At 71.8% G+C, this 13,352-nt stretch carries 9 protein-coding genes; 4 read left to right on the top strand and 5 right to left on the bottom strand.

The window, feature by feature from the left end; genetic code table 11:
- Positions 1-114 precede the first annotated feature (114 nt).
- From EES41_RS30285 to EES41_RS30275, 3 genes are all read right to left on the bottom strand, one after another.
- Entirely contained in the window at positions 115-2,253 is a 2,139-nt protein-coding gene (locus EES41_RS30285; RefSeq protein WP_123081160.1) for an ATP-binding protein, read from the bottom strand.
- Positions 2,250-2,939, bottom strand: a complete 690-nt coding sequence (locus EES41_RS30280) for a DUF4255 domain-containing protein (protein WP_123081159.1) — start codon at positions 2,937-2,939, stop codon at positions 2,250-2,252. The genes EES41_RS30285 and EES41_RS30280 overlap by 4 nt, the downstream gene beginning before the upstream one ends.
- A 179-nt stretch (positions 2,940-3,118) precedes the next feature.
- Positions 3,119-3,757 (bottom strand): LuxR C-terminal-related transcriptional regulator, encoded by a 639-nt coding sequence (locus EES41_RS30275; RefSeq protein WP_123081158.1) that lies wholly within the window; start codon positions 3,755-3,757, stop codon positions 3,119-3,121.
- 80 nt (positions 3,758-3,837) lie between these two features.
- Between EES41_RS30275 and EES41_RS30270 the strand changes: the two genes are divergently transcribed.
- Both EES41_RS30270 and EES41_RS30265 read left to right on the top strand, forming a co-directional pair.
- The gene (locus EES41_RS30270) at positions 3,838-6,894 is read left to right on the top strand and encodes a LuxR family transcriptional regulator (RefSeq protein WP_254211615.1); all 3,057 of its coding nucleotides are present in this window, start codon (positions 3,838-3,840) and stop codon (positions 6,892-6,894) included.
- 167 nt (positions 6,895-7,061) lie between these two features.
- Entirely contained in the window at positions 7,062-9,251 is a 2,190-nt protein-coding gene (locus EES41_RS30265; protein WP_123081157.1) for a DUF4157 domain-containing protein, read from the top strand.
- A 95-nt stretch (positions 9,252-9,346) separates the two neighbouring features.
- On the opposite strand, the gene EES41_RS42395 is transcribed toward EES41_RS30265, so the two are convergent.
- Both EES41_RS42395 and EES41_RS30255 read right to left on the bottom strand, forming a co-directional pair.
- A complete protein-coding gene (locus EES41_RS42395) occupies positions 9,347-9,697 on the bottom strand; it encodes a hypothetical protein (RefSeq protein WP_216827271.1) in 351 nt (116 codons plus the stop codon).
- 143 nt (positions 9,698-9,840) lie between these two features.
- The gene (locus EES41_RS30255; RefSeq protein WP_123081156.1) at positions 9,841-10,989 is read right to left on the bottom strand and encodes a CdaR family transcriptional regulator; all 1,149 of its coding nucleotides are present in this window, start codon (positions 10,987-10,989) and stop codon (positions 9,841-9,843) included.
- Positions 10,990-11,075: 86 nt separating this feature from the next.
- Here EES41_RS30255 and EES41_RS30250 point away from each other — a divergent pair, with 86 nt between their 5' ends.
- Together EES41_RS30250 and EES41_RS30245 are read left to right on the top strand one after the other, a co-directional pair.
- On the top strand, positions 11,076-12,131 hold the full coding sequence (locus tag EES41_RS30250) for a ferredoxin reductase (protein ID WP_123081155.1): 1,056 nt from the start codon (positions 11,076-11,078) through the stop codon (positions 12,129-12,131).
- 7 nt (positions 12,132-12,138) lie between these two features.
- Positions 12,139-13,257 (top strand): acyl-CoA desaturase, encoded by a 1,119-nt coding sequence (locus EES41_RS30245; RefSeq protein ID WP_123081154.1) that lies wholly within the window; start codon positions 12,139-12,141, stop codon positions 13,255-13,257.
- Positions 13,258-13,352: the final 95 nt, after the last annotated feature.

Raw genomic sequence — 13,352 nt, 5'->3', positions numbered from 1 at the left:
GCCCGGGTCGTCGCCCGCTGCGGCCGGACCCTCGCGGTCCGGCCGCGGCGGGCCCGCGGCACGCAAACCGTTCGGCCAGGACGCGGCCTGGCCGGGACACTGTCCGAAGACGGTCTACCAGGAGGCGTCGTCCAGGACGAGCCGGCCCGCCTTGCGGTACTCGCGCCGGGCGCCGGCCAGGAGGTCCGCCGTCGATACACCGTCGCCCCGGCCCGCCGCCGCGTACGCGGCCGTGACGACCGCGCTGCGGATCGAGCCGCCCGCTAGCTCGAAGTCCCTCGCGCAGAAGGCCGGATCGATGTCCTCGGCGCAGGGAACGTGGGCGAGGCTGTGCCGCCACAGCGCCAGGCGCTGCTCCTCGTCCGGGAAGGGGAAGTCGACCACCAGGTCCAGCCGGCGGGTGAAGGCGTCGTCGATGTTGGAGCGCAGGTTGGTGGTCAGCAGGGCGATTCCGTCGAACGACTCCAGACGCTGCAGGAGGTAGGCGCTCTCCATGTTCGCGTGGCGGTCGTTGGAGCTGCTGACCTCGGAGCGCTTGCCGAAGACCGCGTCCGCCTCGTCGAAGAGCAGCACCGTGTCCGTACGGTCGGCCTCGGTGAAGATCCGCTCCAGGTTCTTCTCCGTCTCGCCGACGTACTTGTCCACGATGGACGGTAACTGTACGACGTAGAGGTCCAGGCCCAGTTCCCCCGCGATCACTTCGGCGGAGAGGGTCTTCCCGGTCCCGGAGTCGCCCGCGAACAGCCCCACCACGCCCCGCCCGCGCCCGCCGCCCGTGCTCAGCCGCCAGTCGCCGAGCACCCGGTCGCGGTGTCGGGCACGAAGGACCAGCTCCCGCAGCTGCGCCAGCGGGCCTACGGGCAGGACCAGGTCGTTCCAGCCGACGTCGGGCCGGATGCGGCGGGCGTGCCGCTCTAGGCCCGACGCGGACTGCTGCCGGGCCGCGAACCGCAGGTGTGCGGCGGACAGTTCCGTGCCGTCGAACGCGGCGAGGTCGCGCGCCGCGCGGGACGCGCGGTCGATCCCGCCGGGCCCGAGCCGGTACGCGGCGACGACCGGCGCCAGGTCGAACGCCGGCTCCTGGGGGCCGAGCGCCGCCCGCCAGGCGTCGAGATCGCCGGTCCGCTGCCGGGGCGCGTCCAGCACGATCGGGTCACGTCCGCTGTCGCACCACTGCGGGTCGTACGAGCGCGGGTCCGCGAACAGGACCGGGACGTCCTTCACGGTGAGCGCCCGGATCAGTTCCCGGGGCTTCTCGGGCAGCGAGGTCACCACGATCGCGCGTCCCGTCAGCCGCGCCTCGCGCAGCAGTTCCCGGTACGGAAGGCGCTCCCCCGCCGGAGGGTGCTCCGGCGCGTGCTCCTCGGGGCGGTGCTCCTCGGGGCGTCCTGCCGGCGCGAAGTGCAGGGCCGGGATGCCCGCCGCGCCCAGGGCGACGGTGGCGCAGGCGAGGCCGTCGCCGTCGCGGTGCTCGCGCAGGTAGGCGGTGAGCGGGCGCGCCGCCAGGTGCCCGGCCAGTCTCCGGGTCAGCAGGTCGCCGCCGTCCGGCGTGCCGGTGGCCGCCGCGTTGTCCTCGGCCGCCGCGCCGGGCCGGTACGGAAGCGGACGTACGGTGCCCCGCAGCGCCGGGTCCGGGGTGTCGTCACCGAGCAGATGCGCCACGACCCGGTCGGGAACGCGCAAGGAGCGGCTGAGGAAGGGGCGTTCGGAGTCGTCCACCTCGATCAGCCCGCGCGCGAGCAGCCGTGCGGCCGGATGGAACCGGGAGCGTCCGGCGGCGGAGTGTGCGGGCACTCCGCACAGGTCGAGCGCGAGCGCCACGGTCGCCCGGCGACGGGTCACGTCGTCATTGAGGTAGCCGTACAGCGCCTCGAAGGAGCGGTCCAGGTCGGGCGCCAGCGCGATCAGCAGGATCTGGGTGTCGAGGGGGCTGAGGCGCAGCCAGTGGGCGAGCCAGTGGAGGCGGTCGTCCTCGGACGGCCAGGTCTCGTCCGGCTCCGCCGCGTCCTCGGCTTCCGGCTGCTCTGCCGCGCCGGGATCGCCGGACCCCTGCCGCTCGTCCGGGCCGGACGGAATCAGGCCTTTCGTTTCCGTCCGCCCGAACAGCAGGTGCTGTACCGCCTCCCCCGTCAGGTACATCCCGCGCATCGGGTCGGTGGCCGTCGGGTCCGTGGCGCTGCGGCGATCGACGAGGAGGGCCACCCGCGCGCGCAGTTCCGCGAGCCGTTCGAGCAGGGGGGAGGAGTCGTTCACTTCTGCTGCTCCTGAACCGATCCCGTCCTGCTGTTCCTCCGCACGAAGTCCTCCTTGGCGGCGGCCACGCTCTTGGCGCTGTGGTGGTGCGTGGGAACGTCGTCGGACCCGCCGTCCGTGCCCCGGACCTGGACGCCGAGTCCCTCCGTGACCGGCGGACCGACGCGGTAGTCGGGGGATGCCTGGAAGGGTGCGGTGATCACCACGTCGAGCGAGGGCTTGAGTTCACCGCCCAGCGCGGACCAGATGTCCGCGAGCGAGCGCGCCTCGGTGTGCAGCCCCGCGACGGTCAACTGGACGGAGAGGCCGAGTCGGGCGAGGGTGCCCGTCAGGTCCTCCGGCGGCAGGATCTCCTTGGGCAGCAGGGTGTGCAGTACCGCGGAGAGCATCCGGTGCTCGTCCTGCGGACGCTTGGTCCAGGCCGTGACGAGGTACGAGAGCCGGAACCAGCGCGGCGGCTGGTGCTCCTTGACGGTGATCCCCTGCTCGTCGCGGAGCCCGATCCTGCCGCGCTGGCGCCGCTTGGTGTCCTCGCGGATGTCGTAGAGGTACACGTCGATGGTCGGCGCGTTGCGCCGGGCAGCCCAGTCGCGCGTCGGGGCGTCGAAGGTGACTTCGACTTCGGACCCCGCGAAGGAGCCGCGGATGAGCAGCCCTCTCAGGATGTCGTCCACCTCGTGAATCACGGTCGCGTTGCCCTTCGCCGTCGACGCCCGGGCATGGAGGAGCCCAGTCCATCGTGGCCGCCGGGGCGCCCGCCCGCGAGGCACCCGGGGGACGATCCGGGGGCAACTCCGCTGCCCCCGCGTCGCCCTGCTCCTGTCCTCGGGGACCTTGTACCGGCGCGGTACCGGCGCGCGAGACGTCAGATGTAGCCTTCGCGCAAGGCGTAGGCCACGGCATGGGCCCGGTTGCGGAGCTGCAGGCGGGTCGTCAGGCCGTGCATGACGTTCTTGACCGTGCGTTCGGAGTACGAGAGTTTGCCGGCGATCTCCGCGGTATCCAGCCCTTCGGCCACCAGTCGGAGCACATCGATCTCACGCGGCGCCAGGCCGGACACCGTGGCTCCCGACACGCTGGTCGTGCCGCGCTGCAGCGTGCCGACCTGGGCCATCAGCCGTCCCAGCAGGTCCGATGGAAGGTCCCCGTCGCCCCGGGAGGCCGCGAGGACCGCTTGGAGAAGGCGGTGTCCGGTGGCCTCGCGCCGCCAGACGATCGCGCCGACCCCGTACTCGATCACCTGGAGCAGCTCCGCCTCGCGTATGAGGTGCGTGACGAGAACCGCCCTGATGCCATCCGCGCGCGTCAGCCGCCTCAGCCGCGACATCGTGGGTTCGTCCAGGACCTCCGCGAGCAGGACCGCGACCGTGCCCGGCCGGCTCGCGCCCTCCTCGAAGAGCTCCACCTCGGAGTGGCGGCGCAGTTGGCTGACCGCTCCGTCCAGGGACAGCGGGTCCGACGCGTGGACCTCTACCGGAATTCTGTTCGGGCTTCGAAGAACCATGCCCTACGTCCTCACGTCTCACTCATCGGAACAAAGCGTGCCTGCTACATCCTTCCTTCGCCGAGGGGACGACCACCACCGTGGCTTACCACGAGACCGACCACGAGATCGGCGTGACAGTGGAATCGATCCGGCCACGACATCACCCACTTGATTCGGCCACACCGTCGGTCCCCGGCCCCGGCTCCGCCGGGCTCCTGGAACGCGACGGCGCGCTGGAGCTGCTGGCGGCGGAGACCGATCGAGCCCTGAACGGATCGGGTCGACTGGTTCTGTTCCGCGCGCCCACCGGCACGGGCCGCAGCGCACTGCTGGAGGTCGCCGCCCAACAGGGCGCGAAGCTCGGCATGCAGGTCCTGCGGGCCCATGCCTCGGCCGACTGCCCCGGCGCCCCCCTCGCCCTGGTGCAGCGGCTCCTCGACGCGGAGTCCGATCCCGGCGACCTCCACAGTGCCCCGCAGACTCCGAAGCTCTCGACCCACTCGTCCCGCCTGTGGCGATTACTGTGCGGGTACGCGGCCGTGTCCCCCCTGCTGATCACCGTGGATGACGTGCACCTCGCCGACCAGGCCTCCCGGAACTGGCTGACCGAGGCCGCCCGGCGGCTGACCGGAATGCCGGTCCTCATGGTGGTCACCGAACGAGGGCAGTACGACATCACCCCGCCCCGAGCGGGCCTCGCGTACACCTTGCCCCCCGACACCGTGCGGATGCACGCGCTCGCGCCGCTGAGCCGCGCCGCCGCCGCGGAACTGGTCCGCGGAGCCCTGGGCCCGGACACCAGCGACGCCTGGCTGGACGGCTGTGTACGGGCCGGCGCCGGCAATCCGCTGCTGCTGCGCTCGCTGCTCGACGACCTGCGGGCGGCCTTCCCGTACCGCGCGTCGGACAGCGGCGGCCCGGAGCCGCGGCTTCCCGAAAGGTGCGCCGAGCTGTACCCGGGGGCTTTCGTCGCGGCTGTCTCGTGGTGGCTGAAGAGCACGGGCCACGAAAGCACCCTGGTGGCCCGCGCGCTGGCAGAACTGGAGGGTTCGGCTCCGCAACAGTGCGACGAGGGAAGGCAGGAGGACAGCGAACAGGGAGTCGGGGGACGCGGGTTCCCCGACGGGGCCGGAACGTCCGACCTCCGCCCGGGGGCCGCCGGCCCCGGTGAGCCCGACCCGGGCCTCGACTTCGTCGACTTCCTCGCCGAGCTCACCGGGGCCGATCCCGACCGCGTCGCGGGCTGGGTCGCCGCGATGATCCGGCTCGGGCTGCTGCGCCGCGCCTCCGGCACCGGCGTCCCGCGCTTCGCGCATCCGCTGCTACGCGGAGCGGTCCTCGACGGCTGGCCCCGCTCGCACCGGCAGTCTCTGCACCACCGCGCGGCCGAACTGCGCCGACGCCGGGGCGACGGGGCCGAAGCAGTGGCCGGGCATCTGCTGCGCACCTCCCCCGCCGGCGCGGACGGAGGGACAGAGCCGTCCGGTGCGGCCGGAGGCGGGGGGCCCGTCGACAGAGCCCTCCTGGACGCGGCGGCCGAAGCGTCCAGGGCCGGCAGGACCGGCGCCGCCGCGCTCTATCTGCGCCGCGCGCTGGACGAACCGCTGCCGCGCGAGCGACGGTCCGCGGTACTCACCGAACTCGGCGAACTGGAGTTCACCACCCAGCGGACGGGCGGGATACCCCGGCTCGCCGAAGCGCTGCGACTGCAGGAGCAGCCCAGGGGGCGGGTGCTGGCCGCCGTCAACCTGGGCAACGCCCTGGCCAACCAGGGCAGGCCGCACGCCGCGCTCGACGTCCTGCGCGATCTGGGTCCGCTGGACGCGGAACCCGTCCTCGCCCGTACCGTCCAGACGGCATCGGCGTTCTTCTCCGACCACGATCCGGAAATCCGCAGAGCCGTCCACACCCGGCTCCTCGAGCGCGCCGAGCAATCCCCCGACTGGATCAGCCCGGCCCTGCGCGCCCTGCTGATCCGCTACAGGGCGGCGGCCGGAGCACTGTCTGCGGCGTCGGCCGTGGAACAGATCCGGCAACTGCTGGCCGCCCCGGAGGATCCCCTGCTGGTGCCGTACTTACTGGCCACGGCCGCCGCCGTGGCCCAGTGGGCCGACGCGCCGGACGACGCCGAACGGCTCGTCAGGGCCGGGCTGACCGAGCACTGGCTGACACCGCTGCACCCCGTCCACCGCTCCCTGCTCGACTCGCGGGCGGACACCGCCGCCGCACGCGGCCAGTACCAGTGGCTGCTGGAGGAGACCGCTGACAAGCTGCGGACACCGGCCGACGCGGCTCGTACCGGTGTGAGCAACCTCCTGGCCCATCGCGTCATCGCACTCGCCGAGCGCGGCCGCGCCGCCGAGGCCGAGCGACTCATCGCCGACATCGATGTCGAGGAAGCGAACGACAGCTGGGAGCTGAACCGGTTCCTCTACGCGCGCGGCGTCCTGCGTGCGTCCTTAGGCGATCCGGCGGGCGCCCTCGCCGACTTCCGGGAGTGCGGCAGGCGCCAACTCGGCCGCGACGTGGAGAGCCTTGTCATCACACCGTGGCGCTCGGCCGCCGCCGAATGCCTTCTCTTTCTGGGGGAAACCCCCCAGGCGCTCGCGCTCGCCGAGGAAGACAGCCGGTACGCCGCCGCGTGGGGCACTCCCCGGGTCCGGGGCCGCGCGCTGCGCGTCCTGGGCGCGGCCACCGGCGGCCGACGCGGTCTCGAACTCACCGCCGAGGCCGTCGGCATTCTGCGCGGCACCTCGCTCGACATCGAGTTGATCCCCGCGCTCGTCACCCACGGCCTCCAGCTCACGGCCGCCGGGCAGCCCCGCCGGGCCCGCCCGTTGCTCAGGGAGGCCGCGACGGCAGCCGAACGGCTCGGCGCGATCAGGCTGTCAAGCAGCGCGGAACGGGCCCTGCGCGCCAGCGGCTCCCGCCGCTGGAACACTTCGCTCACCGGCCCGGATTCGCTGACCGCCGGTGAACGCCGGATCGCCGCACTGGCCGCCGACGGCCGTACGAACGCCGAGATCTCCGAGCTTCTGCACCTGGCGCTGCGTACCGTGGAAACCCATCTGACCAGCACGTACCGCAAGCTCGGCATACGGCGGCGGGTAGACCTGCGCGCCGTGCTGAGCAGCGATGCGGAAGACCCCGTCTGAGCGGGGGTCCGGGGCCGAGGGGTTCGAGGGGCGCATCGAGCGCGGACGCTGCCCTTACGGCCCTCCCGTCCACCCGGACCCCCCGTGACTCTGCCCTCGCGGACCTTTCGCTCCCGCCGCGGTGCGGGTGACCATTCCTGATCGGGCGTCGAGTGGCGAGGAGCACCGTGCGCGCATACAAGGCACAGGCCGAGCAGTCCGGTGGCCGCAAGAGCGGCGGACGCACGGAGAGACCGCGTACGCTCGCGCAGCGCGTCCTGACACTCCAGCGTTCGGTGGGAAACGCGAGCGTGAGCCGCGCCATCGAGGAAGAACAGCACGAGCACGGCACCGGCTGCGGTCACGACCGGCCGCCCGCCGAGCAGCCGCTCGCCGACCAGGCGCCCGTCCCTCAGGCCTCCGCCGACCAGTCGTCCGTGGCCGACGCCGTTCGCTCCCCGGGGCGCCCGCTGGACCCGCGTCTCCTGGCGAGGGCGGAGCAGGGCTACGGCATGTCCTTCCGCCACGTGCGCGTCCACAGCGACCCGGTCGCACAGCGCTCCGCGATGGCGCTCGGCGCCCGCGCCTACACCACCGGCAGTGACATCGTCGTCGGCCCGCAGGGCACGGACGACGAGACGATGTTCCACGAACTCGACCACGTCCGGCAGCAGTCCCTGGGCTCCGTCCCGGGGACCGACAACGGGGCGGGAGTGAAGCTCTCCCACCAGGACGACCCGTTCGAGCGCCACGCCACGGCGAACGGCAGACGCATGGCCCAGGGCGCCATGCCCGACCTGTCGGGCCCGGGATCCGGTGCCTCAGCACCGGCCCCCGCGCCCGTGCAGACCGGTGGTGGGATCTCGGTGGCACGCGCACGGTCCACCGATGGCAGGAAGATGTATCCGAGCGACCGGGGCCAGCAGTTCGAGATCGCGACCGCACGCGGTTCGGTCATGGGGCGGTACGTCAGGGCCTCGTCGGACGGCGTGATGCACATCTTCGACACCTCCGAGCAGGGGCGCATAGCGGTGTACCCCGACCAGATCATCGGCGTCCGGCCCACGGTGGGCAGCCTGCACCCGCCGGGCCGGGTCCGCCCGCCCGAGGAGAACCTGCACGACCGCAGCCAGCTCCTCATGTCCGAGGCCGACCTGTCAGGGGTGCGGGCGCGGCTGCGCAAGAACCCGCGCGAGGCGGCCAGGACCGCCGTGACCACGTTCGAGGAGCAGCCCGACTACCAGCAGTACGCGGCCAACCGCGAGGATCTGCGGCGCCTGGACGTCACCGTCATCAACGGTGTCGACATGAGAGCGCCCAAGGCCGCCGGCCTCGTCCGCAAGCTCGCCCCCAACGCCAACGTGCACGTCCAGATGCCGCGCACGGGACGAGAGGCGGGCTACTCCACCCAAAAGCTCGTCAGAGACTCCATCAGGCTCCCCTTGGAAGCCGATCGGCGCGATGTGACCGTGAGCGAGACCATGCCCCATCCGTCCATGTACGGGAAGGAGTCGACGCACAACAGCTTCTACGGGGTGTTGAACCGAAAGGCCGTGCCGGAGGGCATGACGTACGCGGGCGGCGTCTCCGACGAGGACGCGGACCTGGAGGAATACGGCTACGGTCACCGGCAGACCACCAAGGACAAGGGGGCCGACGTGGCCGCCCGCCGGAAGACCTACCGGTTCGAGGCGGCCTCGCGCAGCAACAGCCCCGAGGAGGAGGGCGGCCCCTCCTCCTACCGCAGCAGGAGCAAGAGCAGGAGCCGCGTCAGCGAGACTCCCGCCCCCGCGCCCGCCCGTCGGCGCAGGTCGAGCCGCCCACCGCTGAGCAGGTCGGGCCGCCCTCCCGCCGCCGCCCCCGTCAACTACGCCGCGCCGGAGTACGAGGACGACTATCCCGTCAGCAGTCAGATCCCCAGCCGCAGCCAGTCGCGCCACCGCGGCGGCGGCCACCACTACGCCGTCGACTCCGGGGACGAGGGGGCGCGCTCCGGCAGGAGGAGTCGCCGCGGCTCGGTCAGCATCGAAGGCGCCTACGCGTACGGAGGCGGCCCCTCCGAACCCACACCGGCGCCCGAACGAGAACGGGAACGGGAACGGGAACGCGGGCGCCACCGGACGTCGAGCCGGGCACCAGACAGCCGCAGGTCGAGCAGTCGCGCCGTCGACACGAGGGACGCCTTCTACGGCGCCCCGGCCGAACCCGCGCCGCGGCGGGAGCGCAACCGCAGCCGCCGCCCCTCGTCCGGCCAGATGGCCTTCTTCACGGACAGCGGTCGCCCCACCGTCGTTCCCACCAGCTACGCGGAATCCGACGTCGAGGAAGACCTCTACGCCCCTCCGCCGAAGCGCAGCCGCAGCCGCCGGCCCAGATAAGGGGGAAACCACGACCGGTCGGGAAAGGCAGACCCCGCCGCGCTGGGCACCGCCCGCACAGCGCCGGCCAGGGTCACGATGCCAGCCGCTCCCGATCATTCCCAGAACTTCCCGGCCCACCCCGTGCCCTCCCCGCCGTGAGCGTCCTGGCAAGATCCGGACCAGCCAGGGCCAAGGGACCGCATCAGGTGGAGGCCCTCGGGCGCGGCCGCCCTCAAGGCCTCGGTTCCGGCGCCGTGGCCTACGTAGAACGCCCGCCACTCCTGCGGGTGGTCCGGTGTGTCCATCAGCGGCGCCCCGGCCGCTGTGGACAGTACGGAGGCCAGCCCGACTGACACCAGGCGCCGCTCCCCGGCCCCGGACAGGCCCGCCGCGAGGGCGCGGGCGGCATGCCGCTCGTAGGCGGCTTCGTCGCCCTGGCCGTTGCGGGCAGGCTCGCCCCCCACGGCCACGCGGTCGTGGGGGGGGCGGCCCGCCTTCGGCGCCGTCGGCGTGACCCGCTCGACACGGTTGTCAATTCTTCCGGTTCCTCCCGCCCCTCTCCCGCTCCTGACCGGCTGCTCCGGACCAGTCGCGGGCCAGGCCCGGCTCACCGGGCGGGTGGCACGCCGAGACCGACCGCCAGCGTCAGCTCGAGGACCCGGTGTGGCGATGCGAGATCCGGATACAGCTCCCGCAGCTGCGACATCCGGTACCGGACGGTCTGAGGATGGACGAACAACGCCGCCGCCGCCTCGTCCCGCCTGCCCTGGTGCAGCAACCACGCCCGCAACGTCTCCTCCAGCCGCCGTGCCGTCGCGACAGGCAAGGTCCGCAACGGTGCGAGGGCTCGGGCGCGCAGGTCTGCGAACGCGTCCACGTCGGCGCTCAGCACCAGCTCGGGCAGGTGGTCCTCGGTGTCGCGAATGTCGGGGGAGAGGGAGCGCGCGCGTACGGCTCGTGCGTACGAGGCGGACGCACGAGTCCATGGCCGGGCCGGGCCGACCACGGCGGTGCGGTCGGTCAGCTGCCGCAAGAGATGTGACCGGTCGGCATCGGGGACGAGCAGCACGCCGGTGGCGTCCGGCAGATCGTCGAGGACGAGGGTGCCCGGGTCGAGCGCGCGGTAGGCGGGCCGGGCCTGGGCGGCGGGCAGCAAGACGGCGGTCAGCGAAACCGGAGGCTGCCACCCAGCCCGTTGAACCGAGGCCAGCAGCACCTCCGGGCTCGCGCCGGCGAGGAGGTCGCGGGCCAGGTGTTCCAGGTGGCGCTCGTGGTCCCGGCCCCGGGCAGCCAGTTCGTCGGCGTGGCCCGCGGCGCTCGCGCCGGAGAGCTCGTCGATGTAGGCGAAGGTCAGCTCGGCGAACTTGGCGACCTCGGCGGCGGGCAGACCTGCGGGTACGGCACCCGCTGCCAGGCATCGCCAGGCCACGCGGGCGCCTACGCGGTAGGCGCTGAGCAGGGCGTCCATCGAACGCCCGTCGCGCACCTCGCCGCGGCCCAGCTCGTAGGCCGCGTCACCGGCGTCGCCGCCTGTGGCGTTCCCGCTCGCGAGGTCCAGGTAGTGCCCCAGGGCAGTGCGGACGGCTCGGCGGATGGTGACGCCCATGCGACCCGAAAGGGCGTTGGCGTAGGGAGGGACCTCGTCGATGATCGCCTGGACGACCTCGTCGGCGGTGGTCTTCAGCGCGGCCCGAAGTGCGGTGACCGTTGTCTGATCCAGGGCCAGTTCGGTGACCCTCCGGATTGGATGGCTCATATTTTATTCCCTGCGAACAATTCAGCCGGGCAAATTTACGTCCTGTGGTCAGGACTTTACGCCTTGAGGCGCATCAAGCTGGGGTCATGACGAGTGCAGCCCTCCGCAGTAGGGCGTGGAAACTGCTGGAGATGATCACGACGCCGCTGCTGCCGTCGGACTACCTCGACCTGGTCAGCCCGCTGCGCGCGGGCGCTGACCTGCGTGGGCGCATCGAGGCCGTGCACCCCGAGACGGGTGACGCCGCGACCATCGTGATCAGGCCGGGAAGGGGCTGGCGCGGTCACACGGCCGGTCAGTACGTGCGGATCGGGGTCGACGTCGACGGGAGGCGCCTGTGGCGTGCCTACTCCATCACCTCGCCGACAGACCGCCAGGACGGCCGCGTCACGATCACCGTGAAGGCGATCCCGGACGGCAAGGTCAGCAACCACCTGGTCCGCAGGGCGAAACCGGGCACGCTGGTCCAGCTCGACCAGCCGACCGGTGACTTCGTACTGCCGAAGGCCAAGCCCGCCAAGGTGCTCTACCTGACGGCCGGCAGCGGCATCACGCCCGTGATGGGCATGCTGCGTGACATCGACTTCGACGACGTCGTCATGGTCCATTGCGCGCCCCAGCCACAAGACGTGATCTTCCGCAACGAACTGCACGACCTGGTCGCGGACAAGAAGCTGCGGCTCACCGAGGTGCACACCGACACGGACGGCGTGCTCGACATCGCCCGTCTCGACGAACTGGTACCCGACTGGGCCGAGCGCGAGACCTGGGCTTGCGGGCCCGCGGGCCTGCTGGATGCCGCCGAAGAGCACTGGACTGAGCACGGCGTACACGAGCGCCTGCACACCGAACGCTTCCGCCCCAGCATCGTCGTCGCCGGTGACGGCGGCGAGGTCACGTTCAGCGCCACCGGCAGGACCGTCGACGCGGACGGCGCCACGCCGTTGCTGGACGTCGGCGAGGAGGCCGGCGTGCTCATGCCGTCCGGATGCCGTATGGGCATCTGCTTCGGCTGCGTCACGCCGCTCAAGGCGGGTGCCGTCCGCGACCTGCGCACCGGCGAGATCACCGAGGCCGAGCCGGGCGTCCTCATCCAGACCTGTGTGTCCGCCGCGGCGGGCCCCTGCGATATCGAACGGTAGGAGCACCTTGACCGCCATCGACCCCACCGCCCACCTGACCGCGGAGCAGATCGAGGAGCTCGGCCGCGAGCTGGACGCGATCCGCGATGAGGTGATCGCCAGCCGAGGCGAGAAGGACGCCGCCTACATCCGTAAGGTCATCTCGGCGCAGCGCAAGCTCGAGCTGGTCAGCAGGGGCGTGCTGCTGTTCTCGTTCTTCCCGCCCGCGTGGCTGCTCGGCACCGCCGGTCTGTCCGTGGCGAAGATCATGGACAACATGGAGATCGGCCACAACGTCCTGCACGGCCAGTGGGACTGGATGCGGGACCCGAAGATCCATTCCACCACCTGGGAGTGGGATCACGTCTCGCCGTCCGATCAGTGGAGGCATTCGCACAACGAGCTGCACCACACGTACACCAACGTGATCGGCAAGGACAACGACCTCGGCTACGGCATCATGCGCGTCGACGAGGACCAGAAGTGGCACCCGTTCCACCTCGGCCAGCCGCTGTGGAACTTCATCAACGCCTGCTTCTTCGAGTACGGCATCGCAGCGTACGACCTGGAGCTCGGCAAGAACCTGCACAAGCGCCGCCGCAAGAACCCGGAATTCCGCGCACGGGCCAAGGCCGTGGGCCGCAAGATCCGCAAGCAGGTACTCAAGGACTACGTGATCCACCCACTGCTGTCGGGCCCGTCATTCCTCACCACCCTCGCCGCCACGTTCACCGCGAACCTGGTCCGCAACATCTGGTCCCACTCCGTGATCATGTGCGGGCACTTCCCCGAAGGCGTGCAGGTCTTCGAGCGCCGGTCGATCAAGGGCGAGACGCGCGGCCAGTGGTACCTGCGCCAGATGATGGGCTCGGCGAACATCAGCGGCAGCAGGGCCATGCACTTCATGACCGGCAACCTGTCGCACCAGATCGAGCACCACCTGTTCCCGGACCTGCCGAGCAACCGGTACGCCGAGGTCGCGGTGAGGGTGCGCGCGCTGTTCGAGAAGTACGAGCTGGAGTACGTCACCGGGCCGCTGCCGAAGCAGGTGTTCTCCGCGTGGCACAAGGTCTTCCGGCTCTCCCTGCCGAACAAGAAGCCCAAGGTCAATGCGCCGGACCGCGAGCAGGAGCTCGTCGCTGCCTGATTCCCGGTAGCGGTTCAGATCTTTCGGCCGTACCGGCGGCACCACCGGGTTCGGTGAGATGCCCGATCGCCCGGTCACGAAGACCCCCGCCCACG

The organism is Streptomyces sp. ADI95-16 (assembly GCF_003721495.1).
GTDB classification, from domain to species: Bacteria; Actinomycetota; Actinomycetes; order Streptomycetales; family Streptomycetaceae; genus Streptomyces; species Streptomyces goshikiensis.
The sequence above is the reverse complement of the archived record's forward strand: the minus strand, read 5'-3'. Positions and strand labels throughout refer to the sequence as shown.

What these genes read in the sequence shown, in the direction of transcription:
- EES41_RS30275 (WP_123081158.1), bottom strand. Translation starts at nt 3,757, where the DNA reads ATGGTTCTTCGAAGCCCGAACAGAATTCCGGTAGAGGTCCACGCGTCG.
- EES41_RS30255 (WP_123081156.1), bottom strand. Translation starts at nt 10,989, where the DNA reads ATGAGCCATCCAATCCGGAGGGTCACCGAACTGGCCCTGGATCAGACA.
- EES41_RS30250 (WP_123081155.1), top strand. Translation starts at nt 11,076, where the DNA reads ATGACGAGTGCAGCCCTCCGCAGTAGGGCGTGGAAACTGCTGGAGATG.